Annotated in this window: 20 protein-coding genes and 3 pseudogenes; 10 read left to right on the forward strand and 13 right to left on the reverse strand. The window is 63.4% G+C overall.

From position 1 onward, the window contains the following. Window positions 1-200 precede the first annotated feature (200 nt). Window positions 201-1,649 carry an MFS transporter gene (locus tag AB0C34_RS23385; protein ID WP_357076702.1) on the reverse strand — a complete coding sequence of 483 codons (1,449 nt, stop codon included), beginning with the start codon at window positions 1,647-1,649 and terminating at the stop codon, window positions 201-203. A 526-nt stretch (window positions 1,650-2,175) separates the two neighbouring features. Continuing rightward, window positions 2,176-2,880: a GntR family transcriptional regulator gene (locus AB0C34_RS23390; RefSeq protein ID WP_357076705.1), complete on the reverse strand. Its 705-nt coding sequence runs from the start codon at window positions 2,878-2,880 to the stop codon at window positions 2,176-2,178. Window positions 2,881-3,080: 200 nt separating this feature from the next. Here AB0C34_RS23390 and AB0C34_RS23395 point away from each other — a divergent pair, with 200 nt between their 5' ends. Then, complete coding sequence (locus AB0C34_RS23395) at window positions 3,081-3,746, forward strand: DUF5131 family protein (protein WP_357076708.1); 666 nt, start codon at window positions 3,081-3,083, stop codon at window positions 3,744-3,746. A 249-nt stretch (window positions 3,747-3,995) separates the two neighbouring features. Here the strand turns inward: AB0C34_RS23395 and AB0C34_RS23400 are convergent, their stop codons facing one another. Beyond that, window positions 3,996-5,153: an MFS transporter gene (locus AB0C34_RS23400; RefSeq protein WP_357076711.1), complete on the reverse strand. Its 1,158-nt coding sequence runs from the start codon at window positions 5,151-5,153 to the stop codon at window positions 3,996-3,998. Window positions 5,154-5,570: 417 nt separating this feature from the next. Between AB0C34_RS23400 and AB0C34_RS23405 the strand changes: the two genes are divergently transcribed. The 3 genes from AB0C34_RS23405 to AB0C34_RS23415 all read left to right on the forward strand — a co-directional run bounded on the left by AB0C34_RS23405 (window position 5,571) and on the right by AB0C34_RS23415 (window position 9,947). Further along, a complete protein-coding gene (locus AB0C34_RS23405; protein WP_357076714.1) occupies window positions 5,571-6,578 on the forward strand; it encodes a UDP-glucuronic acid decarboxylase family protein in 1,008 nt (335 codons plus the stop codon). Window positions 6,579-6,751: 173 nt separating this feature from the next. Continuing rightward, the gene (locus tag AB0C34_RS23410; protein WP_357076716.1) at window positions 6,752-8,413 is read left to right on the forward strand and encodes a glycosyltransferase; all 1,662 of its coding nucleotides are present in this window, start codon (window positions 6,752-6,754) and stop codon (window positions 8,411-8,413) included. Window positions 8,414-8,633: 220 nt separating this feature from the next. Further along, window positions 8,634-9,947 carry a UDP-glucose/GDP-mannose dehydrogenase family protein gene (locus AB0C34_RS23415; protein ID WP_357076719.1) on the forward strand — a complete coding sequence of 438 codons (1,314 nt, stop codon included), beginning with the start codon at window positions 8,634-8,636 and terminating at the stop codon, window positions 9,945-9,947. Window positions 9,948-10,009: 62 nt separating this feature from the next. Here the strand turns inward: AB0C34_RS23415 and AB0C34_RS23420 are convergent, their stop codons facing one another. The 5 genes from AB0C34_RS23420 to AB0C34_RS23440 form a co-directional block, all read right to left on the reverse strand. Further along, a complete protein-coding gene (locus AB0C34_RS23420) occupies window positions 10,010-12,058 on the reverse strand; it encodes a BTAD domain-containing putative transcriptional regulator (protein WP_357076722.1) in 2,049 nt (682 codons plus the stop codon). 44 nt (window positions 12,059-12,102) lie between these two features. Continuing rightward, the gene (locus AB0C34_RS23425) at window positions 12,103-12,588 is read right to left on the reverse strand and encodes a hypothetical protein (RefSeq protein ID WP_357076725.1); all 486 of its coding nucleotides are present in this window, start codon (window positions 12,586-12,588) and stop codon (window positions 12,103-12,105) included. A gap of 123 nt (window positions 12,589-12,711) precedes the next feature. Continuing rightward, a complete protein-coding gene (locus tag AB0C34_RS23430) occupies window positions 12,712-13,035 on the reverse strand; it encodes an ATP-binding protein (RefSeq protein WP_357076860.1) in 324 nt (107 codons plus the stop codon). Between the two features lie 493 nt (window positions 13,036-13,528). Next, on the reverse strand, window positions 13,529-13,819 hold the full coding sequence (locus tag AB0C34_RS23435) for a hypothetical protein (protein WP_357076728.1): 291 nt from the start codon (window positions 13,817-13,819) through the stop codon (window positions 13,529-13,531). Window positions 13,820-13,880: 61 nt separating this feature from the next. Then, on the reverse strand, window positions 13,881-14,648 hold the full coding sequence (locus AB0C34_RS23440) for a hypothetical protein (protein WP_357076731.1): 768 nt from the start codon (window positions 14,646-14,648) through the stop codon (window positions 13,881-13,883). 56 nt (window positions 14,649-14,704) lie between these two features. Between AB0C34_RS23440 and AB0C34_RS23445 the strand changes: the two are divergent. The 3 genes and pseudogenes from AB0C34_RS23445 to AB0C34_RS23455 all read left to right on the forward strand — a co-directional run. After that, window positions 14,705-14,857: pseudogene (locus AB0C34_RS23445) on the forward strand (IS5/IS1182 family transposase); the annotation flags it as partial. Then, window positions 14,857-15,184 (forward strand): annotated as a pseudogene (locus tag AB0C34_RS23450) (IS5/IS1182 family transposase); the annotation flags it as partial. The pseudogenes AB0C34_RS23445 and AB0C34_RS23450, both read left to right, overlap by 1 nt. Window positions 15,185-15,380: 196 nt before the next feature. Further along, entirely contained in the window at window positions 15,381-16,736 is a 1,356-nt protein-coding gene (locus AB0C34_RS23455) for a 2OG-Fe(II) oxygenase (protein ID WP_357076734.1), read from the forward strand. 490 nt (window positions 16,737-17,226) lie between these two features. Here AB0C34_RS23455 and AB0C34_RS23460 read toward each other — a convergent pair whose 3' ends face one another. Next, window positions 17,227-17,451, reverse strand: coding sequence for a hypothetical protein (locus tag AB0C34_RS23460; RefSeq protein WP_357076737.1), 225 nt, complete (start codon window positions 17,449-17,451; stop codon window positions 17,227-17,229). A gap of 990 nt (window positions 17,452-18,441) precedes the next feature. Between AB0C34_RS23460 and AB0C34_RS23465 the strand changes: the two genes are divergently transcribed. Further along, on the forward strand, window positions 18,442-19,962 hold the full coding sequence (locus AB0C34_RS23465) for a class I adenylate-forming enzyme family protein (RefSeq protein ID WP_357076740.1): 1,521 nt from the start codon (window positions 18,442-18,444) through the stop codon (window positions 19,960-19,962). Window positions 19,963-20,070: 108 nt separating this feature from the next. Here AB0C34_RS23465 and AB0C34_RS23470 read toward each other — a convergent pair whose 3' ends face one another. Then, the gene (locus AB0C34_RS23470) at window positions 20,071-20,358 is read right to left on the reverse strand and encodes a hypothetical protein (RefSeq protein WP_357076742.1); all 288 of its coding nucleotides are present in this window, start codon (window positions 20,356-20,358) and stop codon (window positions 20,071-20,073) included. Window positions 20,359-20,661: 303 nt separating this feature from the next. On the opposite strand from AB0C34_RS23470, the gene AB0C34_RS23475 reads away from it, so the two are divergent. Further along, complete coding sequence (locus AB0C34_RS23475) at window positions 20,662-21,132, forward strand: polyketide cyclase (RefSeq protein ID WP_357076745.1); 471 nt, start codon at window positions 20,662-20,664, stop codon at window positions 21,130-21,132. 701 nt (window positions 21,133-21,833) lie between these two features. On the opposite strand, the gene AB0C34_RS23480 is transcribed toward AB0C34_RS23475, so the two are convergent. Both AB0C34_RS23480 and AB0C34_RS23485 read right to left on the reverse strand, forming a co-directional pair. Further along, window positions 21,834-22,622 (reverse strand): class I SAM-dependent methyltransferase, encoded by a 789-nt coding sequence (locus tag AB0C34_RS23480; RefSeq protein WP_357076748.1) that lies wholly within the window; start codon window positions 22,620-22,622, stop codon window positions 21,834-21,836. 328 nt (window positions 22,623-22,950) lie between these two features. After that, window positions 22,951-23,310 carry a hypothetical protein gene (locus tag AB0C34_RS23485; protein WP_357076751.1) on the reverse strand — a complete coding sequence of 120 codons (360 nt, stop codon included), beginning with the start codon at window positions 23,308-23,310 and terminating at the stop codon, window positions 22,951-22,953. Window positions 23,311-24,110: 800 nt separating this feature from the next. On the opposite strand from AB0C34_RS23485, the gene AB0C34_RS23490 reads away from it, so the two are divergent. Beyond that, window positions 24,111-24,842, forward strand: coding sequence for an alpha/beta fold hydrolase (locus AB0C34_RS23490; RefSeq protein WP_357076754.1), 732 nt, complete (start codon window positions 24,111-24,113; stop codon window positions 24,840-24,842). Between the two features lie 308 nt (window positions 24,843-25,150). Here the strand turns inward: AB0C34_RS23490 and AB0C34_RS23495 are convergent. After that, a pseudogene (locus AB0C34_RS23495) lies at window positions 25,151-25,240 on the reverse strand (IS5/IS1182 family transposase); the annotation flags it as partial. Between the last annotated feature and the right edge of the window lie 137 nt (window positions 25,241-25,377).

Genomic DNA, 25,377 nt, shown 5'->3' on the forward strand with positions numbered 1-25,377 from the left:
TCGAGTGCCGCACTCCAGCCGCGGCGCCGGCAGATAGGGCCCGTGCAGTCTCTTCCAGTTCTTCCGGCACACGCGACGGCACCTTCAGAGGCCACGCCTCTGAAGGTGCCGAATCCCGCTGCTCGTCGCCCTCGCGGTATCCGTACTCGTGCCTGGATCACGTTCCTTCGCTATTCGCGTCGTGCCAGTTCGAGTCGGAACTACTGACTTACCGGCGAGGGCGCGGCAGCGTCGGTTCCTTTGCGGTGTGCCTGCCACGCGAACACTGTGGCGACGAGCGTGCATGCCCCGCACACCACAAAGGACAACGAGTAGGCGCTCGGAGCGGGGAACACGCCGCCCGGAGCCGTATTCGAAGCGAAGAACACTCCGACCGCGGTCGTCCCGAGGGAGTTGCCCACCGCGTAAACGATGGCGGTGAGTCCGAGCGCGACGCCGGACTGCGAGGGCGGCACGGACCTGGCGACAATCACCTGTGATGCGGCCAGACCCATCGTATTGCCGAGTGCGTAGACCGCGAGGCTGGCCATCATCGGCTCGAAGGTGCTGTGCGCGATAGCCAACGTGAAATAGGCGATAGTGCAACAGACAACGCTGACCGCGGCAGCTCCGGCGAATCCGATGCGTTTGCCCAGCGGTTGCAACAGCGCCGCCGCCGCCAGACCGCCGATCGCCACCGGGACGGCGAACAACCAGCCGTCGGTCGGCGTGTACCCGAAGCCGTACCCGGCGACGGCCGGATTGGTCTGCGAGAAACGAGCGACCGCCGAAATCGCGCCGTAGATGCCGAACGCGATCAGGAATACGACGATGATGGGTGTACGGGTCGCGGTGCGCCGCAGCAACGCCAGATCCACGAGCGGACTCGCGACGCGACGCTGGACCGTCACCCACAGGACGAGTACTGCCAGGCCACCGATGATCAGCAGCAAGACTTGTGGTGACGCCCAGCCCCAGGTGGGCCCCTTGCTCGTGCCCAGCAGGACCCCGACCAGCCCGACGGCGAGCAGCACTGCGCCGGACACATCGATTCGTCCCGTCGCTCGGTACGGTGACTCGCGAACCAGCAGCAAGGCGAGCAGGCCGAGCGCCAGCGTTCCGACTGCCACCCAGAAGTAGAGGTGGTAGTCCCGGCCACCCGCGCCGACGAGCGCACCGAGGAGGAGCCCGCCGGCAACCCCGACGGAGTTTCCCGCATGGATCGTGGTGATGGTGAACCGTGCCTTCTCGGGCCGCATCGTGTCGCTCGCCAGCGCCTCCGGCAAAGCCAGCATCGGCGCCTGGGCGCCCATGAGCGCCCGAGCGATCAAGAGGACGGTGACGTCCTTTGTCAGCGCACCGAGAACCGCTCCAGCGAGCGCCACCGCGAGGCACACGGCCATGATGCGCCGTTTGCCGAACAGATCGGCAAGACGGCTGAACACCGCCAGCGCGACAGCGCCCGCCAGAAGTTCTGCGGTGAGTACCCAGGACACGTCACCTACCGACAGATGGAGCTGCCGGCCGATTGCGGGTAACTGCGGCACGATGCCCACCTGCAGAAGCAGGACTGTGAAGCCCAAATACGACATCACGCCGCTCGCGACGTTGCCGTTGAGCTCGGCGGTCGGTGACTGCGCGATCGGCGGGGACGTGGGCTTCGTTGCCATGTGGCCTCCTCTGGCTGTATGGGGCAGCCTAGCTGTGCATACTGTATCCACTTCATGAATCCAGTCAAGACTTTCTTTTCCGGACGCGCGGTTTTCCCTGGTGATCGGTGGGTCGAGATGCGGCTGCCACGGAGAGGTGATAGCGATTCTCTCAGGTGAATACACTATTGCGCCAGCTGGTCAGCACGGGCGCGCTGGTGTGACGGACGTGGATGCGCACGGGCATTGCCTGCTTCCGGTTCTTTGCCGGCCGAGTTGAACCGGATCCCGTGCGGAGCGGGGCCGGAGGTCCGCAGGTAGCCCCGGTTCGACCGTCTGGTCGGGAGTGGATCGACCGGGGGCTTCGCCGGGCTCGGCCTGGCCACGTCTCGGTCGAGCATTGCCTGCTACCGCGGCGAGCTGCGCGTAGGGGATATGCCACGTTCGGCGACAGGGCGGTGCGGTGCGACGGCCGTGTCGTATCGCACCGGGTCGGCTCGCGCAGCGGTGGGTGGCCCGCCGACCGGGCGACGATTCTGCTGTGCGGTCAGGCGGTGACCGAGGTGCTTCCGCGTTCGGTCTCGAAAAGCTTGATGATGTTTTCGCGGGTGCGCATGAGATGGAATTCCAGCTCGAGTTTTGCGCGTCGTGCGTCGCGGTGGGCGATGGCGTCGACTATGCGCCGGTGCTCTCCGCCGGCTTCGGTCGATCGCTCGACGCCTGAGCCGCTCCACATGTACAGGTAGCGCCCGATACGACTGGAGAGTTGGCTGGACATCTCCAGCGCGAAGCTTGCCTCGGAGGGGGCGTACAGCTTGTCGTGGAACTCCCGGTTGCGCCGCAGCCACTCGAAATGGTCGGTAACGTGGTCCATCTCGTCGCAGATGGTGCGCAACTCGGCGATTCGCTCGGGGGTGATGTGCGGCAGCGCGCGCTCGAGGAGGTAGCACTCCAACATGATCCGAATGTCGATCATCTCCAACGCCCGGTCGACGGTCAGGCCGACCACGACGGTCCGCTGGTGGGCGCGCGCGCTGACCAGGCCCTCCGCCTGGAGTTGGCGCAGCGCCTCGCGCAGCGGCACCCGTGAAATTCCGTAGTGCTTGGCGATGGCGACCTGGTTCAGCTCCTGCCCGTCCTCGAAGCGGCCCTGAAGTATCGCCTCACGCAGGGCGTCCGCGACGTCGTCGGAAGTCGTACGGCGCTGTCCCAGCCTCGCCACGTCGGGAAGGTCGAGTTCCTTCATCGTCATCTCTCTGATCGGGCTTACGGGATCCGCACTGCGTGAGCGGACGCTACACGAGTCAACTGTAGTAACAATAGTCAACTGTAGTCGGTATACAGAATTCAGTGTGGTGGGCCGCCCCGGGCTGGAACTTTGGCGCAGTCGCTGCGCCGACGAGGATCTCGCGAGTCAACGGCCTGACCCGGCTCGCTCGAACCGCGCCGAGTATGTGGAGACGCCAAGTCGTCGCCCGGGCGATATCCGAGCCACCTCGGCCCCGTATCCGTCATACTCCTGCATCTGTCGAACTGCGCCGCTGCTCAGGCTCAGGTTTGCGGACCCGGTGGTCAGCTACTCGGTTCAAGCGGCATGCGCTGTTCGCGGTGTCCTGGGCGTCGCGCTGCTCGCAGCATCGCGGCGGTATCGCCTGCGCCGGGTTCGGAACCACACGTCTAACTCGACAACGGCGGCGTCGACGGACTGGTCGGTTGCGATCGCTGCTACGCGACGGCATCGGCCGAGCGACTGAAGTCGATTGGGGGCTGACAAAGGCCAGAACGACGGCGACTCTCGGACGTCCGGCCGCCCTTGCCGGCGTGTGGCCATGGACCTCGATTGATTCTGACGAATACTGTTGGCGCGCAAATCAACTGCGCAAAACCGGATGGCGATCCGGTTTGTCGTGTGAACCGATGCTCGGGCCGTCGCCCGGCCTGAATTCGACAGGCATCGACTGGGTGATCGAGGGCGGCGAGTCTGGGCATGGATCCCTTCCCATTGGATCTGTATTTGGTTCGCGTCTTGCGAGATCGCTGTTCGAGGGTTCACGTCAGCCTGTTTTCCAGCAGGTCGGGGGTGCGCGGCCCTCGGCGTGCCTGATTTCGCTCGTCTAGACGTTGCTCACCGGCTCGCCGTTCGGTGAGCGCCAACCCGCCGCACGTGATGCGTATGACCAAGCGCCAACTGCGTGAGGGCCGGCCGGCACCAGGGGATGGAAAGCCACCTGGAGCTGGCCGCGGCGGTGCGGGCCCATCTGCCGAGGAGCACCGGGAGGCCGTCGCGGGCATGCTGGAGCGCCGGCCGCCTGACTTCACGGGTCGATGAGCAGATGCGAGCGCTGGCCCGCGGGTCACCGAATCCCCTCACAGGTGGTCGCGTCGCTCCAGGTGCTTCAGTTGTCCGACCGACAGGGCTGCGACGAGCAGGCAGAGGGGTATCAATCCGAATGCCGCACGAATCCCGAGCTGGTCCGCGAGGGCGCCGAGAAGGAAGGGTGCGGCCCCGAATCCGAATGCGATTCCGTAGGAGTTGCGTGACATGGCGAGCTGGGGCTGCCGATTCGATGCCTTCATGGTGAGGGCCACGCCGAGCGGGAAGTGCAGCGAGATTCCCAACCCGCAGCAGATGAGGCCGGCCATGGCGATTTCCGGGTCGGCCGTGGACCAGAACACTGCGAATCCCGCCGCCGCGATCGCCAGTGCGATGAACATCAAAGGTGCGGTGGGGATCCGCGCCACTACCCATCCTCCCGCAAGCCTGCCGACCAGCATGCCGCCGAGTACCGCGGACACTCCGATGGCAGCCATGTCCGCAGCCATTCCGGTGTGCATTCGGAGTTGCTCGGGCGACCACAGCATCAGGCCCGCCTCGACGGAACCGGTGGCCAGCAGGCAAGTCCACGCCAGCCAGTATCGCCGCGGCAAGCCCTCGCTTTCCGAATGTTGTCGATCGGGAACGACGCGGACCTGGGCGATCGACCGTCGGTGGGTCAGTGCGGTGACGATAGCGAGCACACAGGCGAAGGCGATCGAAAGGCCCATCGCGGCACGCCAGGCCAGTCCGGCGTCCACTGCGACGTTGATCAGCAATGGGGCGATGATCCCCATGCCCGCGCTGGCCGCGTTGGCTTCGCTGATCGCTGCTCCAGAAGTCGTTCCGTGGTGGTCGGAGAGTCCGGTTGACACTCCGCTCAGCACAAGGATGCCGAAGCCCATAGCGATTGCGGCAGCGACAAGGGTGCCGACCACCGAGGGCGTCAGGCAGAACATCGCCACGCCGGAGGCCAGTCCGCCCAGGGCGATCGACAGTACGACAGCCAGTGACAACCGCCGCGTCAAGTGTGGGAACAGTGCGCCGCCGATCACCGCGCCGACCGCAAGCGCAGGTCCGTACAGGCCGGTGACAGTACGGCTCAAATCCGCCTCCTGTCTGAAGAGGAGTACGGAGGGACCGAATCCGAACTGGAAATATCCGAAGGCGCCTTGCTGTGCATAGTGCAGCCAGGTAACGCGGTCGCGCACCAAGCGTGTCGTCGAGTGGCTGCGATCTAACGTCTCGGGATCTTCGAACTGGCCGGTCTGTAATTGTAATGCGCTATTAAGTCCGACTGAGTCGCCGCTCAATGAATTTCAACCTTCGTTCATCTACCCGCGAGCGTGGTGGGCCCACGCGTCATCGCTGCTATTCGGGGTCTGGTGCCATACTGGACGCATGCGCTGACAAAGAGGGATCGCGGCCATGCCTGGTGATGGCCAGAAACGCGCAGCTTGATGGATACACTTAAGTAGTTGAAGGTTCGACAGCGCGGGCAAAGTACGGGTTTCAGTCGAACCAAACCGGTCAGTGTGTCGCACATCGAGGTGTAGTCGTGGCTTATTCTTCTCGCATCGAGTTGGTGATGTGACGCCAACTCAAAACCTGTGTACCTGAGGTGATCGATGCGTGTTCTGGTAACGGGTGCCGCTGGGTTTATCGGCTCCCATCTGTGTGTGTTTCTCCTCGATCGAGGTGATCAGGTTATAGGTGTGGACGACCTGTCGACCGGCAGCAAATCCAATGTCGAGTATTTGCTCGCAAATCCTTCATTCGAATTCCACGAGGCCGATGTCAGCGCCGGACTCGACGTCGAGGGCGAGGTTTCCGCGGTTGTGCATCTGGCCAGCCCGGCCTCACCACCCGACTATCATCGGCTTCCACTCGAGACGCTTGCGGTCGGCAGCCGTGGGACGGAGAACGCGCTACGGGCGGCGCACCGACACGGAGCTCGCTTCGTGTTGGCATCGACGAGTGAAGTCTACGGTGACCCACTGGTGCATCCGCAGCGTGAAGAGTATTGGGGCAACGTCAATCCGATCGGCCCACGCAGCGTGTACGACGAAGCCAAACGGTTCGCCGAGGCGATTACCGCGGCCTACCGACGAACTCTGGGCGTCGATACCGGTGTGATGCGGATCTTCAATACTTACGGTCCTCGGATGCGTCCCCATGATGGCAGGGTGGTGACCAGCTTTATCACGCAGGCTCTGAATGGTGACCCGCTGACCATCTACGGCGACGGGAGTCAAACCCGAAGCTTCTGCTATGTCGAGGATCTCATCCGCGGCATCGTCGCCATGATCGACTCGTCCGAGCCGGGTCCGGTCAACCTGGGCAACCCGAATGAACGTACCGTGGCCGAACTCGCCGAACTGGTCTTGGCGATCACCGGCGCCCAATCGCCCATCGAGTACCACCCGCTACCGACCGACGACCCGACTCGACGTCGCCCGGACATCACCAAGGCGCTCACGGCCCTCGGCTGGTCGCCGCGAGTCGACATCGAGGACGGTTTGCGCCGCACAGTGGAGTGGTTCCGGTCCAGGCCGGAGGAGGTCGCCGCGGCCGCCGCCGCCGTTGCCGGCGGACAGTGCGACAACCTGTTGCCGGAATACCAGGAACAGCTGTGAACCCACTCGATTCGACACAGTCACAGACCCGGGCTCACCGGGACTCCGGTGGTCGAGACCGCACTGAGGCGGTCCAACGACTATCCGATGGCAACGTCATCGATATTTCCTCGCGCGGACCGATATTCGATCGCAGCCCGAAACCGCAACGGACTTTCGGCCGGAAAACTTTCGTGCCTGCGCTGCGGCTCCCGGAGCGCATACTCGTCGCCTGTCTGACTGTCGGTTGGCTGGCCGGCGTTCTGGCTTTCTGGTGGTGGTGGCTGCGTCCGGAAAACCGGATGGGATGGCTCGGGCTCCTGGTCGGCAGCGTGGTACCGCTGTACTTGTCGTGTGAGCCGCTGCCCTATCTCGCGGCGGCGAACCGGCTGTGGCAAGTCGATCGGCGATTGCCGGTGCCCAGGCTTCGGGTTGCGTTCGTCGTCACCCGTGCGCCGTCGGAGCCGTGGGCCGTCGCACGGACAACGCTGTCGTCGATGCTGGCGCAAGAGTTTCCGTATCCCTACGACGTGTGGCTATGTGACGAGCAGCCGACCACCGAGGTGACCGATTGGTGTGCGGCGCACGGTGTCCGGGTATCCAGTCGATTCGGTGTCGAGGCTTACCACTGTGACTCCTGGCCCCGCCGTACTCGGGGCAAGGAGGGCAACCTCGCGTACTTCTACGATCACGTGGGGTACGAGAATTATGACGTCGCAGTTCACGTCGACTGCGATCATGTGCCGGACTCGACCACGCTGGCCGAGATGGTCCGACCGTTCGGCGATCCCGCCATCGGCTATGTTGCGGCACCGAATAATTGCGACCGCAACGCGTCGAGTTCGTGGTCGGTCCGCGGACGGGTGCATCGCGAAGCGTACTTCCACGGTCCTGTTCAACTCGGGCACAACCGCGGACTGGCGCCTATCCCCATCGGCTCCCTGTGGGCGATCAGAACACAGGCCCTCGCCGAGATCGGCGGAATCGGTCCAGAGCACCTGGAAGACTTCTCGACCGGGTTCCTGCTCGAATCAGTGGGTTGGCGCGGCGCATTCGCCATTGCTGCCGGCACACATGGAAATGGGCCACTGACGTTTTCGGCGATGCTCGTCCAAGAATTTCAATGGACACGAAGCCTGACCGCCCTGTTGTTGCGGGTGGTGCCACTACATTTCGGCCGCCTCAATTGGCGGTTGCGGTTGCGGTATCTGTACGCGATGCTTTTTCACTCCGCGTTGATCGTGGCCATCGGGTGCGGCGTAGCGGTCCTGGCGATCAGTGCCGTCACCGGGGCGAAGTGGTTCGCCGTCAACCCCGTTCTGGCGCTCCTGTACTGGGTGGCCAATTCGCTCTGGCTCGTCGCGCTCACTGCGGTGTTGCGGAGAGCCGGATTGCTCCGACCGATCGATACACCGATTCTGAGTTGGGAGAACTGGTTGTATCGCCTGACCAGATGGCCGTTCATCGCCTGGGGAGTGGGTGCGGCTGCCGTGCAACTGATCCGGCCCGGCCCCATCACGATCAAGGTGACTCCCAAGGAGGCAGGCGGACTCGAACCGCTTCCGGTCAGACTGATCGCACCTTACGCCGCGATCGGAACAATGTTGGCCGCTGCCGCGCTCATCGGCGAGTTCTCCAGTGTGACAGCGAGTTACGTCTTCCTTTCACTATCGGGGGCGGCGGTCTTCATCGCGGTGACGTTCGCGGTGTGTCTGCTGCATGCTGCGGAAACGGTCAAGGTGGCTGGAGTGAACTTTCGCCGTGCTATCGAGAATGTGGCCGCCCCGCTGGCGATAGCTGCACTCACAATTCTTCCCGTGGCCGCGGGGATTGCCCTGTTTATGGTTCAGAAGTAAATGTAGAAAGGCAAAGAAACTTTTTATCGGATCGTGGATCGACGCCCCGATGACGTGGCGCGCGCCTCATCGCTGACGTGAGCCGGGTCGAGCGGAAATGAGGTTGACGAACCACCGATATATGGCCGTTATATGCAAATAATGCGTGACGGTTTCAACGGCTCAACCAACGGCTACGACGGGTTGTCCAACACCCCGATTTTCCATTCAGGAGAACGACATGCGGATTACTGTGATCGGAACAGGATATCTGGGAGCGGTCCATGCCGCCTGCATGGCCGACATCGGTCATGAAGTACTCGGTGTCGACCTCGATGCCGGCAAGATCGAAGTGCTTGCCGCGGGCCGAGCGCCATTCTTCGAACCCGGCCTTTCCGAGGTGTTGGAGCGCAACGTCACCTCCGGCAAGCTGCGATTCACGACATCGCTGGTCGAAGCCGCCGAGTTCGGCGAAGTCCATTTCGTTTGCGTCGGCACCCCGCAGGAGTGGGGGTCATATGCGGCGGACCTGCGGCATGTGAACGCCGTGATCGACGGGTTGGCGCCCCATCTTGACCGGGAGACCTTGATTGTCGGCAAGTCCACCGTGCCGGTCGGGACCGCCGCCGCGCTGGCGATCCGGGTGGCTCGGCTCGCACCCGCCGAGGTCGAGGTGGCCTGGAACCCGGAATTCCTTCGGGAAGGATTCGCGGTGGAGGACACGCTGAGGCCGGACCGACTGGTAGTCGGCGTCCAATCGGCTGAGGCCGACGCGATCCTTCGTTCGGTCTACGCGCCGATACTGGAACAGGGGATCCCGTACATCTCCACGGATCTGGCCACCGCGGAGTTGGTCAAGGTCTCGGCGAATGCTTTTCTGGCGACCAAGATCTCGTTCATCAATGCGATCGCCGATGTGTGTGAGGCAGCCGGTGCGGATGTCGTCACGCTCGCCGATGCGATCGGTCATGACGACCGCATCGGACGCCGATTCCTGTCCGCGGGACTCGGGTTCGGCGGTGGTTGCTTGCCGAAGGATATCCGTGCATTCACGGCCCGCGCCAAAGAACTGGGTGTTGGTGCGTCATTGGGTTTCCTGAAAGAGGTCGACGAGATCAACATGCGGCGCCGCGAACACGTGGTCGAGGTGGCCCGGCAGCTGGTCGGTGGCTCGTTCCTCGGGTGCAACGTCGCTGTGCTGGGTGCTGCGTTCAAACCGGACAGCGACGATGTTCGGGATTCGCCGGCGCTCAACGTGGCGGCAGCGATTCAGCTGCGCGGCGGCCAGGTTCGAGTGCACGACCCCGAGGCGCTCGACAACGCGCGCGCGGTGTTTCCTGGACTCGACTACGCCCGCGAGGTGACCAAAGCGTGTGAGGATGCCGACATCGTGCTTCATTTGACCGAGTGGAAGGAATACCGGGAACTGGATCCGGCGGAACTCGCCAAGACCGTGAGCCACCCACGCATTCTCGACGGGCGCAACGTGCTGTCACTGGATACCTGGCGCGCTGCTGGCTGGACGATTCGCGGGCTCGGGCGGGCCGCCGCCTGACCTGCCGCCGGCGAGATTTCAGCGGCGGCGTGCCCGGTCGGTACGAAACCAGCGGCCGTTCTTCAGGACGCGGTTTCGGATCGGGGCTCCTCGTTTCGTGCGAGCGCGCACGCATAATCCCTGAGCAGACGATGCAGCCGATAGTGATTCCTGCTCACGACGGTGACCAGATTTTCGTCTGCCAGCCGGTCCAGGAGCAGCCGAGTACGCGAGGGGGGGAGCCGCATCAGTGTGGCAACGTAGTCGGTGATGAAGCGGTCGCGGGCCAGCAGGCCCAGAAATCGAAACGTCCGTTGCTCATCCGCGCTGAGCGATCGATAGGACAGATCGAACGCCGACCACAATCGCCTGCTTCCGACGGCGAGTTCGTTGAGTAGCCCCCCGGTGTCCTCGAGTTGTTCGGCGAGATCCGCGACTGTCCACGTCGGCCGGGATTGCAGGCGGTGTGCGGCAATCGCCAATGCCAGCGGGAGACGGCCGCACAGCTCCACCAAGCAGCGGGTGGCGTCCGGTTCGGCCTGAATCCGCTTCGCGCCCACCGCCAGTATCAGCATCTCCTCCGCCTCGGCAGGTGTGAATGTCGACAGGAGCAGTGTTCTGGCGCCGTCCAATGCGAATGTTCGCCGGCTGGTGATCAGTACCATATTGGTAGGACCGGCAGGCAAGAGTGGCAGCACTTGGTCCTCGAACGCGGCGTTGTCCAGAATTATCAAGGTGCTTCTGCCGTACAACCGATCCCGGTACATGGCGGCTCGCTCGGCCGAGCCGGGCGGAATCTGTTCTCCCGGCACTCCCAGCTGCCGAAGGAACGTCGCCAGGACCGACGAGGGGTCCGCGGGTGGCTGAGCGGCGTGCCCGTGTAGGTCCACGTAGAGCTGGCCGTCACCGTAACGGCCCTCTCTTCGCAGCCGGTGCGCGGCATGCACTGCGAGCCGCGTCTTCCCGATACCAGCCATCCCTTCGATCACGAAGACAGGTGCCGAGGTGTCGGCGCTGTGGGCGGAAGATACGTCCAACAGTTGCTGAAGCTCATCCATTCGGCCGATGAAGTCGGCGATATGCGGCGGCAATTGGTGATGCGCGCTTACCGGCGCGAAATCGGGCTGGCTTACTTCCTGCCGCAACACACGCTGATAGGCGGCAGCGAGTTCGGGCTTGGGATCGACGCCGAGTTCCGATGCCAAGCGTCGCCGCAGAGTGTCGAAGACGTTGAGCGCGGCAGCCTGCTGCCCGCTACCCGCGAGCGCGATCATCAACGCCGCATGGATGGCTTCGTGTAGGGGATCGGCGTCGGCCACCTGTTGCAATAACGGAAGTACCTCCTGGTATGACCCCAAATCCGCGGCAACGGAGGCATATTCGACCACAACGGCTCGGTATTCGCGGATGAGTGCCAACACAATCGGGTGTGTCTGTAACGCGACGATGCCGTCGAGCGGATCGCCGCGCCACAGCGCGATGGCTTCGGCGAACAGACCGCACGCCGCACTGAGGTCCCTCTCATCGCGGGTCTGCCGTGCGCGGGTGACGAGCCGACGGAATATTAGCAAGTCGTGCTGATGCTCGGTCACGGAAAGCTGGTAGCCACTGCGAGTCACCGGAATCGGCTGTGATCCGTAATCATCGATGATGCTCGGCTGCAGGCGCCGCCGAAGTCGGGAGACCCTCGACTGCAACAGGTTCGCCGTGCCGTAAGCGGGCCGCACATCCCAGAGCGCATCGAGCAATGCGCCGCGAGTCACGGAGACATTAGGTGTCAGCGCGAGCAATCCCAACAGTACGTGCTGGGCCTCCGACCCCGGATCGATCAGACTGCCGTCCACCGATACTTGCAGCGATCCTAGTATTTCTACCCTCAGCCCGCCCGCTTGGCGGTGTTCATTGTTCGCCTGGCGTACCAAATCATCGAACTCGTAATGAGACAGTCCGAATGCGTCGGCGAGCCTGCGCAGCGTGGAAGCGCGCGGGCGGACGACTCGGCCCTGTTCGATATCACGCAGTCCGCCGACGCTCAACCCCGCGAGTTCCGCTGCGGCACGCTGGTTGAGCCCGGCGCGCCGGCGGAAGTGTTGGATGCTGTCGGCGAGTTGGTCACCAGTTGTCAGCGACACATCGATCACCCTTCCAAGCACGAAATGGCCGCCATATTCGTAGATCAGAGGCCGCGTTGCTCGATCCGGTTCGTGGTGGTCCGGTCGGAGACACCATCAATGTCCGGTTCATTGTTGCACCGCAACGTGAACGACGCTGATCTGGTGCCGGAAATCTTGACGCAGGATCGGCACGGGGTATCGAGGCCGGGGCTCGTCGGGAGGCTCTGTTCTCGGGCATCATGGCTGAACCAACTTGTAGGACGCACCGCGGATACCGGCGCCCGACCGCTGTAAAGCGCCCAGGTCGAGCTTTCGTTGATGTCCCGGAGCGCGGTGTCCTGCGAGCATGTCGTGATGACCGCCCGCTCACGGGTGGTGAGCTTGCCGCTGGACCCGTCGAGCAGACGGTTGCACATCGTGATCCGGCGAGCGTTCATCGCGGTTTGTCCCCAGTGGCACCAGAACCGGACCTTTGTCAGGACCGTGTCGACGGTGTCGTCGGCATGGGCGATGGCGCGCCGCGACGCTGGGTGGACGAGGGAGAACATCCCCGCCCAGCGTTTCCGGCGATGCTCGCTGACCTGTTCCTACGACCTTGGTGCAGACGAGTGATTCCTGGTCAGTTCGAGGCGCGAGGGGCGTGAGCGGGCTGACAGGATTCGAACCTGCGGTCAGCGCTGTTCCAATTCCGGGGCGGTTGCGCTCTTCGAAAATCGGCCACTGGGTGGTTGTTGGTTGGTCTGCCGTGCCGTCGTTGCGGTGGCTGGGCAGTGTGTCGATTCGGTGTTCCTCAGTCGATAGCTGTTGCCTTTCCGAGTGAAGACCACGGCGTGGTCGACGATCCGGTCGATCATCGCGGCGGCAGCGACGTGGTCGCTGACCGCGCCTCCCCGGCGGGAGAACGGCAGGTTGCTGGTCAGGATCAGTGACGAGTGTTCGTATCGGGCTGGATACGAGTTGGAAGACCGGTTCGTCGCGTCCTGCTCTCGCGCTATCCGTCACCAGCTGATTCCATATGCGAGTATGCGGGCTGGTCGGCCTTCCCGGTATGGCCGAACTCCGCGAATCCGATCGCGGCAGTCTGGGTGAATTCCGGCTGCGCGGGGGCGTCGGAGGCCTACCTTCACCGCCAGGAACCCGAGGTGGGTGCCTTCCTTGGAGAAATGAGTGCTATGGGCGACCTCGTCGAGCAGTGGGAACTTCCGGCTGTGTGCGATCTGTGTCCGCATCCCATCGGGGAGCACACGGTGTGGGAGCCGGACGAGATATGCGGGGTTGGATGCACTGTCGCGCACAGGGCTGTGACAAATGCTGGCACGATTGGCCAACGCTAGCCCGCAAGTACTCGGATCCGAGCTCGGCACAGACACCGCAAAGGGCGGACGTCGAGCAAGGTGGCGACGTCAGATTTCGCTAAGACACCTTCCGACCCATCCGAGCCGTCGAGTGCCACGTCACAGATCGCCGATCAGTCGATGGCCGCTGTAATCAGGCGAGCGGGAGTTCGACGAATTCGATCGGGCCGAACTCGTACGCGGCTTGGTCGAGCGCTCCGCCGAATTCATCATGGTAGGTGTCGGTGATGACGTTCCAGTCCGCATCGCAGTAGAACAGGTACACGCCACGATCGGCGTCGTACCGCGCGATCGTCAGTCCTGCGAAGTCGTTGAGAGCGTGCCCGCCGCCCTCGTGCCGTGTCCTTCCGGTAGGCACGACGTCACGGATATCCGCCGCTGCGAGCACACGCGCGCCATCGATGAACTGCGGGATACCCGTCATGGGCTGATTGTCCCTCCGCGTCTATTGCCCGCAACCTCGGCTCTCGATACTGTCGAGCCGGTCAGCACCAGTCCAGGCGTACCGCTTCGAGGTCCCGCGCTGCCTGGAGCGCCTCGATCAGGTCGGTCGGGCCGGCCACCTTGGTACCACAGAGGTCCCAATCCGACCAGGTGATCCATGATCGGTCGGCGGCCCACAGATTCGAGGGTGAACCGACCCCGCTGGGATGGTCGTAGAGGTCCGCAGCGTCACCGAGGGTACCCGTGACCGTTACTCCGGTGTCGAACTCACCACTGACCGCCGGGCCGAAATAGGCCACGCACGGGGTATCCGCACCGCCCGGGGGCCAGGCGATCAGAATATCGATCAGCGTGGTCCACGACTCCCGATCGAGGGACCCCTCAGCAGGCGGGCGGATGCGCACCGGCCAGCTGCGGTTCGGGTGTGCGCCGGACAGACTGCGGTAACTGGGGTATTGGCCCTCGTCGACCGCCGGCGAGTCGAGTCGAGTCGCGAGTTCGCTCCAGCGCAGCCTGTTCCAGTCCGGGCCGGGGTGCCCGGAGCGGCCCAATCCATTGCCGATCACGATCGTCTCGGCGTCGAGGTCGATGCCGGGGATTATCGTCGGTTCCTCGAGTCCGCCGGCCAGTCGATGCTGCCGCTGCTGGTGGTAGGTGAGTTCCGTTGCGCCCGAATCGTGCTCGTACATCGCATGCAGCAGCCACACCGCGTCAGATCGAGAGTCGATCTTGTATCCGCACCACCCGGGCTCTGTTTCGGGCGTACCGAGCCACGAAACGAGTTCTCGATCGGCGGTAGTCCCGTTCACAGCAGGCGAGGGTACCCAGCCGCGGCCCTACCCGCGGCAGGCCGCCCCACCTGCCGATGAACGGCGGACATCGCGTGCAGTGGAGGGACCACCGGCGTGTGGTGAACGGCATCTATCTCCGCGAGCGCACGGGTGTCCCGCGGCAAGACCTGCTTGTGCGGTACGGGAGGTGGAAGCCCATATACGAGCGACATCGGCACACTTCGGCGAAGTCACCGTGCATCTGGACCGCGACTACGACTCCGGCACAACTCGCGACGAACTCGCCGAACGTGGACGGATCGCTCACATAGGCGAGACAGCGCCGTCCAAGCCAGCAGGCGCTGGTATGTGGAACGCACTACTTTTGGCGCACCGGGTTCAACCGCCTCCCACGCTGCTACCAGCGCCGCGCGGTGATAATCGACGCGTTCTTCGATCTCGCCGATGCGATCATCATCGTGCGCAGCCTGATTCGCAAAGCATGGACCCGCTACCGCTGGGACACTCGACCAGCACGCCGGCCGTGCCGACCAGTTATCGGCGCAACCAGCTAGTGGGTTCGTGAGCCGGAATTAGCGCACTAGCCAAGCCTATGTAGTGCGGTAATGGCTTACCTGCGCCCGGCGTAGACCGGCCCGAGGCCCGGCCGACTCACAGTCCCCGATGTTGCGGCGGTGCGGCATCGTGGGCTAAATCGTCGGTGGGCCCTGAGAGGATGCCCGCGAACGTTGTCGAACATCGGAGAAGTGCATGACGGACAGGACTTTACGGGTGATCGGCGAGCTCATGGGTTCGGTGCCGCCGGCAGGTTCATTTGCTGCGCGTCGGACGGGCTCGGCGGAGAACCTGGTGATTGATGTCGATGGGGTGGGACCGATCCGGTTGCCGGTGACGCCGGCCCAGGCGCGGCGACTGTGCGAGGTCGCGGGGCCGGCGCGGTACGGGCTGCGCGAGCAGACCCTTTTGGACGCGAATGTGCGCGACACCTGGGAGGTTCCGCGGGACCAGGTAACGGTCGACGAGCGGCAGTGGCGCGAGACGTTGCTGCCCATGCTGGACGTACTGCGGGCCGAGCTAGGTCTGGCGCCGGACTGCGAGTTGTCGGCGGAACTGCATTCGATGCTGGTGTATGAGACGGGACAATTCTTTCAGCGCCATCAGGATTCGGAGAAGGCCGACGGGATGATCGGTACGTTGGTGGTGACTCTGCCTTCGGCGTTCACCGGCGGGGAACTGGTGATCGAGCAGCAGGGGACGAAGGTCACCGACCGGGGTTCGCCGGAGGAACTGTCCTTCGTCGCGTTCTATGGCGACTGCGAGCACGAGGTGCTGCCGGTCACCGACGGTTTCCGGATCACGCTGACCTACAACCTGGTGGCCAAGGGGCGTACCAGCCCGGACGCCGCCGCTTTCGCCCCGCATCCGTCGGTCGCGTTACTGACCGAGCAATTACGCGAGCATTTCACCACACCGATCGAATTGCCGACGTGGCGATCGCACGGCAAGCCGGCGATACGCCCACCTCGTCAACTCGTCTACCTGCTGGATCATCAGTATTCCCAGCACGGATTCGGGTGGGATCAGCTCAAGGGCGGTGATACTGCCCGTGCTGGGATGATGCTCGCGGCGGCCGACATCGCGGGATTTGACACGTCGCTTGCGCTCGCGGAGGTCGAAGACTCCTACGAGGAGGACTACACCTCGTGGATGCTGATCTATCGTCAGCGTTGGGAGCGCGTCGAGGACGGGTGGAAATGCGTCGAAAGCGCTGACGTGGACTTCGATGAGGACGGGGAAATGGCGGAGCCGGTACCCGATGACCCCGCGAGCCTTCCGGTGTTGTCCAACCTTCCTTTGGTCCCGGGATCGGAAGATCTCGGCGAACTGCGCGGGTCGTCCACAACATTGACGTGGCTGATCGACCGGTCAGGGGCGGCCGGCGAGCCCGCTGTGCGCGAGGTTTGGGATGAGGAGTTGTGTACGGGCGCATCGAAGTCGACGCTGGAGCCGTTCGCGTCGGAAATCGAGGGTTACACGGGCAACGAAGGGAACACCGCCAGTTTCTGGTACAGGCGCGCGGCGATCATCATCCGGCCCCGTCAGTAGAACGGTCCCGCAAGCAATCCTTGGCGTCAACCTTCGACGAGGGAGGCTCCGCGGTCAAGGGTGGAGTAGCCATCACGGAGTGACACCGTCGGTGGGCGCATGCAGAGCGGTTCCCGCAGCTGCAGCAGCCGGAAGCGTCGGTGCTTGGGCCGGCGCTTCGGAGGGCTCGCTCGAATCGCGGATCCGTCGAAGTCGCCGGCCGCTCCGCCGTCTCCCGCTCCAGGTGCTCCAACAGGCGCAGGGGATGCCGAAGCTAGCCAGGAACAGACGCCGCAGCGCGGCGCGCAGGAACGGGAGTTGGCCGAAGCGGAGGCAGCCGACGCGGCTCGGCAACGCATCGCGAAGGCCGACGAGCTGGCCGAGGAGCAGCAGGACTCGTTCTGGCCGGATCTGTTCCACGCGACTGTCCTCATCGAGGAGCCCGAGGCGCACCTGCATCCCCAAGTTACGACATGGGCTCATCCGATACGTGCGGTCGAGCGTCCCGACGTCAGATCATCGTCTCGACGCACGTTGGCGAGATGGACTCGGCGTGTGAACCGACGATCCGGTCGACAAGATCGGTCACTGCCCCCTGCCGGCGAATTACCACCTCCAATCCAGCCACCACAGGCTCGAACGAGCGCGGAACCGCCAAAGAGGAGCACAATCCCTCCGGCGCCTCCGCCACCACAGCCCGCGCACCCGCCACGTCCGCGCGCACACCAACTGTCATGGCAACACCTCGGCCACCAATTCCCCCGCCTCAGTTGCGGAAGACCTTTGACGCCGACCACTCCGTCGACGGGAAACAGGATCCACCCGCACTGCGCGGCCACACACACCCGCCATGGCTGCCATATCCCTCGCGACCGTCCGCTCGGAGGAATTCAGAGGCAGCATCCGATCCCTGCCGAGAAGAGCGAAAGTTCCAGTGTTGTACTCATATTCGACCAGGAGTCAGACGTGCCGCCGGACACATGCGCCTGCGAGCACCTCCGCACAGGCTGCACAGGGACCGCGCCGATGCCGACACCACCCGCGCATGCTCGCGCCGCTCGTGATCGGCCACCGCTGCCTGCCACCGGCTCTATGCCCACTGAAAACGCGCCCACTCCTGAGCAGCCCGCGCCTAATGCGGCTTCCACATCGCGCCATGACGGACGACCACCAAGCCACACCACGCCGCCGCTGGTGCCAACACTGTGGCTCCCGCAGCCGGCCACAGCCGCAACCCCATGACATCGCCACACACTGGTGCATGCCGAGATCGACACTCCTGCAACAAATACTCGAGGAGGACGGTGAGCGCGTAGGTGTTGCCAGCCTATCCGCTGGATGATCGTGTTCGCGTCGATCTTGTTATGTTCGGGACCGTGTACCGGACGGATGTGTGCACGGACCTCCAAGTGCACATCAAGTCCGGGGTGATTCAACCCAAGGAACAAGCGTCCTTTCGAATCGCGTGACAACTCGATTGTGTCCTGGATACGATCCCCGACAGCATCTTCGGGTCTCGCGACTGATCGCGGGACAGTGGGCACCTGTGCGATGGTCGCCTTTTCCGAAGCCCGTGCATCAGTGCCTGCACGGTTTCGGCCAGCGAGAGATATGAATGCAGAAGAGATCGAAGCGCTGGCCGTGATCTGGCACGCATGGGGACATCGACCATCCGGTACGCCGGGCAGATGGCTGCGGTCGCGGCCCAGGATCTAGGGAGACGCCGATGACCATCCCACACCCCCCGACGTTGGCCGGCCTGTTGGCCGGGCATGCCAGGGACCGCGCCGGATGCCGCGCGATCAGCGCGCCTGCGGGGTCGCAGACCTATGCGGAGTTCGCCGAGGACGTGGCGCGAATCGCGGACCGGCTGCACGCTGCCGGTCTACGCCGGGGAGACCGGATGGCGGTGCTCGCGCACAACGACTTGGCCTACGTCCAGCTCGTCTACGCCGCCTCCTGGGCCGGTATTGTGCTGGTCGGTCTGAACTGGCGGCTGACGGCGGGCGAACTCCGGGCTGTTTTGGCGGACTGCGACCCATCCCTGCTGTTCGCCGAGCGGGAGTTGGTATCGGGGCTGGACCCAGGGCGCCCGGTGGTCCTGCTGGATGGGCCCGAAGGCTCCGACTTCGAGCGCTGGTATGCCGCAGGGGATTCCGACTACGCACCGGATGTCGATCAAACCGAAGAGTCCGTCGTGCTACTGGCCTACACGACCGGCACCACCGGCGAGCCCAAGGGCATTCAACTGGTCGAGCGAAATCTGCGGGAGATGGCCCAGCAGGCGGCGGCAGCCTGGGCGCTGAACCCGGAGATGAGGTACATGGTCTGCCTGCCGCTGTTTCGTATGAGCGGGATGAGTTCGGTGATGTGCTGCGTGCACCTGGGAGGTGAGGTGGTCATCCCGTCGGGGACCTCGGTCGCCGAGATCGCCAACGCCGTCGAGGACCGAGGTGTCACCCACACCAGCGTGGTGCCGACCCTGCTGGCCAGCATGATTGCCGAGAACGCCGCCGAGACATTCGACCTGTCCAGTCTCGAGGTGATCATCTACGGCTCCGCGCCCTCGAGCAGCTCGCTGATCGATCAGGCGATGGAGATGCTGCCGCAGACCGGCTTTTCGCAGGGTTACGGCTTGACCGAAACCTGTGCCGGGGTGGTGGTCGCGCCGATCCTCCGCCGGGGGGAGGTCGACCAGCATCCGGGTAGCGTCGGCCGCATCCTGCCCAACTGCGAGTGCCGGATCGTCGATATTTCCACCGGTCGCGACGTCGGCACCGGTGAGGACGGCGAGATCTGGCTGCGGACGCCGCAACTGACCATAGGATATTGGAACAAACCTGTGGAGACCGCGGCCGCGATATCCACCGACGGCTGGTTCCGTACCGGCGATATCGGGATGATCGACAACGACGGATTCCTCTACGTCCACGACCGGCTCAAGGACATGATCATCTTGGGCGGAGAGAACGTGTACTCGGTCGAGGTCGAGAACGCGATCGGCGCGCACCCGGCGGTGCTCGAAGCTGCTGTCGTCGGCGTACCCCACCCGCACTGGGGTGAGACCGTGAAAGCGGTCGTGGTGCTGCGCCGCGGTCAGGAGCTCGACGAGGCGGAGCTGCTCGGCTGGCTCGAGGGTCGGCTTGCCCGTTATAAGCGCCCGAGGATCGTCGAGTTCGTCGGTGATCTCCCCAAGGCAGGCAGCGGCGAGATCCTGAAACGTGAACTCAGATACGGCAAGGTCTGACCCGGCCCGAAGCGGCTGCCACAGGTTCGGTGGAGGTCCGTGACAGGCTGGTGCCCGCAACGGACTACACGACAGTGCACCGACCCCGGACCCGAATTCCGGGGGCGCTCACCGCATCAGCATGCACGGTGCGGTGGAAGCCAGTCTCCGGCAGCCGAATGCGGACAACATCGATCTGCGCTGCTGGCGGGCACGGGACTTCACGACATTGATCGAGAAATACTGCGTGACATGGACGATCTCGTCCCGCAGGGCGGGATTTTGTGTCGCGATCTCCAACGCCCCGGCCTGGCAGGTGTCGCGCATGCGGGCAATCGCTGATCTGGCGGCCGGCCTACCGCCTCGCAACTCGCCCGCCTCGACAAGGCGAGTCCGATCGAGCGCGGTTCCCTGCACCACGGAAGCGAGATCGAAGTTATGAACGAGACTCGCCTGTAGCTCGACAGGGCAAAGCCTTTGCGCGGCTGCGATATTCGCTCCAAAGCACTTCGCACGACACCACAGCGGATTATCCGCCGGTTTGCGGGGGTTGTATCCGAACTATGGAGCTGAAGGCGGTGATGTTGAGCGAATTACGTTGTACGCAAGTCTATTCTGACCAAGTTTGCACGCCACGGACATCCCTCGCTCCTCGCTCGGGGCGATCACCGAAGCGTTCTTGCATCGGCGTCCGCGCGACGATTATGCGAGGATGGATCCATGACTGAAGAACGGTTCGAAGTCCGACGGGAGATCGCGGCACAGCCGGCCGAGATCTTTACTCTCCTGTGCTCACCCGAAGGGCATGTGTCGATCGACAGCACGGGCATGCTGCAGTCCGCAGAAGGCGAAGCCATCACCGCCGTCGGGGATGAATTCGTCGTGCATATGGACCGTGAATCGCTCAATGACTTTCCCCTGATGGGTAAGTACGACGTCACGGTGACCATCACCGCATTCGAACAGGACGCCCATCTCGAGTGGACAGTCTCGCGAGAGACCCAGGCGCCGGTCGAACACCGCTACGGCTACCGCGTGGAGCCCAGCGAGATCGGCACCTTGGTGACGTCGTACTACGACTGGAGTCAGATCCCAACGACCTACCGCGAAATGGGAATCTTCCCGATTCTTCCCGAATCCGTGCTGCGGGCCTCGCTCGGCCTGCTCGCCAGGACCGTGGAGAAGAAGTAGGCGATCCGCCAGGCTGTGGGCATCGTCAGCCGGTGCCCACCGACACCCACCAGCAGCGGACGTTCAGTAGCTGAATGGTTCGACCCCGGCGACCATTCGGAGAAGTCTCCGAACAGCGCGGCTGCAAGTAGGTTCCACACCAGTACAGCCAATTTGATCTACGCACCAATATCGGAGCGGCAGCCACTGAGCTGGGACCATGTCACGGTCTTCATCGTCTGGCGGTCGCCGATCACCGCGAGCAGCGGCGAAAGATCGCCGAACTTGGACAGGAATGGGCGATCGAGATCCTGTCGGCGGCCCCGTTTTTCTCAGCGCGGGCGAGTATTCCGTGACAGGGGTGATCCGTGGATTCATCCGCCGAGTATCGGGCTCGGTTCGCGGTGAAGCCCACCCGGTCAGCGATGCGATCCATCGCTCGGCTGCCCGGGGTCGCAAAATATGGCAGCGAAACGCTCTGAAACACTATTCTTTTCAGACTCACTGCCCTCGATTGGGTCCGGTCGGTGATGCCTACGACAATGTCCTCACCGAGACCACGATAGGGCTCCACAGGGCCGAAGCGGTCCGTGACGAATCCCGTTCCAGCGCGGCCCGTGTTGACTAGGCTTGCCGACATCGAACTCCGCACGGCCGACGGGGTCGGCTGGTACAACCTCCCTGAACATCACGATTCGCCCGTGTTTTCGAAAGGTTGCCCGCTACTTGGTTGCGACAATGACGGTTCTGCTGTCCAGGTCCACCGGACGGCCACGAAAGTCGCCCGCGAATGTCACGTGGCCGAATCCGGCTTCGTAGATCGCTGTCTCGAGTTGTGGCCGGGAGTACATGTGGAGCCGACCCTGGCGGGACCATCCAGGGCGCTTCCAGTGGAGGTTGAGTTCCTGGGTGGTCCAATCATATCGAGCGCGACCAACGAGATCGGATCGTTGAACGACCTGTGTACTGATCAATTCGCTGCCGCTGCGTACACGATTCTCGAAGCATTCGAGAGTATCGATATCCATGACGAGTTTGCCCCCGGGCACGAGAACATCGGCCCAGGCTGCCAGGGCGGCGAAGTCTTCCTCACGGGTGTCGAAGAAACCGAAGCTGGTCCACAGGTTCAGAATTGCGTCGTATGGACCTGCGGGTGGCGTTCGCATATCTGTCAGGACAAAGACGCCGTCAGGATATCGACGGCGGGCGTCGTCGAGCTGTCTCGGCGAGTTATCTACACCGACTACGCGATAGCCGCGCCGACTGAGCGGGCCGGCGTGACGGCCGAAGCCGCAAGGGACGTCGAGTATCCGCGCTCCGAGGGGCAATCGGAGCAAGGCGACAATCGCCTCGATCTCACTCTCGGTGTGATCGTAGCTACCTAGGATGGCGAATGTTTCGCGGAAACCTTCGTCGAAGAATTCATCTGCCCAGTTTTCTTGTGTGATGTGTCCGGAAGCGGCCATCATGACCGGCCGGAAGAGTCTGTGACCCGAGATGAGCCACGACATAACGGCAGGATTGCGCCACGGTCCTCCGGGACGATCTTCTCCACCGCCGCGCCGACAGCGTGACCCATCACGTCGAGCGGGGCGGACGGTTCCGATAATGGAGCGTGACGCACGCCCGAGGTCGGGCTAGTCGGCGGCTCGATCGAAATCTTCACTGCTTGCTTCCTCAAAAGCTGTTTGGCCGTACTGCAATTCGTGGCTGTCGAAAAAGGTGCGGTTGGTCCACGCGTTCAGCGAACTCTCCGGCCGCCACCGGACGGAATGTCGCCGCCGGGGGCGTAGCTCCCTGGCAGGGGAGCTACGCCGAACAGCTACCACGAAGCGCGGATCACTTCTTGTCGAGATCGACCAACTTGCAGACACAAAGCGTAACCGTGTGAGCGAGAATGCCGCCGAAATACTGGGTGCAGAACTCCGCGTACCCGACCGGATCACACTGGTGTGCATGCCATGCCGAGTCCACCTCCAGATCGTCGGGCAGGTAGTTGCCCTGCATGCCGCTGGTCCGGAAGCGCTCGAGTGACCGCTGGTAGCGGGCTACTCGATCGTCGATCTGCTCCTCGGTCAACGCCGTGGCACCTGGCCAAAACAAGTGGCCCCAGCGCAGGTTCTCCTTGAGATGTGTCGTGTCGAAATCTGCAGCAGGCACTTCGGTTTCAGCCGACACGGCCGCGATACTCGTCGTCATAACCCGAACCCTCGATTCGCTTAGATCTCACCATGTCGGCCGACAAGTCTCCAGATGTGCTGGAGTAATCAGAGTTTGGTGTGTATCAGATGACTAGTCAAGGGGTGAGCCTCTCCCATTCGCTGGGAGGGCTTCGCATGAACCTGGTTGCGACTCAACGGATCACTCGACAACCCACACGAGACACGACGACTACGCCCTCCTCGACGACAGGTGGGCGATGACGGCGAAACCGTTCACCGACACAGCGGACCGTAGCCCCCCGCGATCGGCGTCGGTAGTCAGATCGAGTCGAACGAGATGGATAGCCTTGAACCACCTCGCACCGGGGGATCTCATCCCTCCGAAGCGTCACTCCCGCAACCGTTTTCACATCCATCAGATTAGAGTTGAAATATGTTGTGACGCTGGCGGAGTGGCGTTGAAACCCGCACGGGTAGGGGTCTGCCTTCCTTCGTCGAGTAGATGGTCACCATCAGTCGAAGCGATACCCGCTCGGGGTCGCGAGTAGGTCGTGCGACTGGCTCTCGAGCGCGCGCGCCCGCGACTCCACCCTCTCGAACATCCCGCTACTCGACCGATCGCGTCATCGAAGCCCACAGTCCAAGGCGAAAAATATTCAGCTGCATCATTATTCAGCACGACGAAGAGCAACGACTGAATTAATATGGTCGCCGGACAACGATATACGACTGTCGTGTTGGTCATGGATGGGAACAAGCTTCTGGACACCTCGACGCGGAATCCGCATGGTGGTCGGCGCGCCCGGATGGGCCAGCACATTCGAGATCGAGGATTTGATGAGCACATTCGTTCTGGTTCACGGGGCCGCCCACGGGGCATGGTGTTGGTACAAAGTTGCCGCTCGACTCGAGGCGGCCGGACATCGTGTGATCACGCCAGACCTCCCAGGTCACGGCATCGACCGCACACCGATGCAAGGGCTGTCGATCAACGACTACGCCATCGCGGTGGAATCAATTCTGAACACGCTCGACGAACCCGCGATCCTGGTCGCGCACTCGCTGGGCGGATTGACGGCCCAAATCGTAGCCGAACGGCGCCCAGAGAAGATCCGCTCGATCGTTTATCTGGCCGCTATAGTGCTGAGCGCGGGACACGCAATAGGGACCAGCCCGGTCATGAGCCAGCTTTTCGGCGAGATATCGGCCTCGCTTGCCATGGATGTTGAAACCGAGTCCTACGCCTTCCCTTCGGATGTCGCGACCAAACTGTTCTACAGCGATTGCGACGCCGACGATATCGCGCTGGCACTGCGGCTATTGACGCCCGAGCCGACGGCGACACTCGGGACGACGATAGACGTCACGCCTGATCGGTACGGCACGGTGCGGAGGTTCGGGATCATCACCCAGGACGACGTGATATTGCCATCCCGCTTGCAAGGGGACTTGTACGAGCAGGACGGGATCACTGAGACAGTGACCATGCCGACCGCCCATTCACCGTTCCTGAACGCCCCGGACAGTTTGACCGAGCATCTACTGGACTTCGCCGGCCGGGCCCAGTGAACTGTACCGCTGCCGTACGGTGCGGGTCTTTCAAGTAGCTCCGATCAATCCTGTCCGGAATAGCGAGACCGAGATCGGCAGGGTGCCTTCCAGATCGGGACCGCACCACGCGGGTGTTTCTGGGTGCGGCGACTTGGACCATGGGTCGAGCCAGCCGCAGGGCGAGAGCCAAGCTCGGCGTAGCTACCGAATATCTCCACGGTAGCCGGTGGCTTCCCGGAAAGACGACAACTCTGGCGGATAGGCGCCGCCGGGGCTGTCGTCGTGGGACAGGCGACGGTGTCGTCCTCACGCGCGACGATCGGTGCGCGATCCGCGCAACCGCTGGTCAGCACGAACACCACGGCCGCGAACACCGCACGTTCATCGGCCGGCGCGGTCCCACCGCCCTGTCGACGAGGCTACAACAGGAAGCCTGTCTGGCGGATTTCCCGACTTCGAAGCTGACATAATTCTCGGCGACCTTTCGTACTGGCCGACCGACGCAGCATCAGAGCGGCATTCGCAGTCGACGTCGGGGCAGTCGAACCCGATC

The organism is Nocardia sp. NPDC049220 (assembly GCF_040647855.1).
GTDB lineage: Bacteria > Actinomycetota > Actinomycetes > Mycobacteriales > Mycobacteriaceae > Nocardia.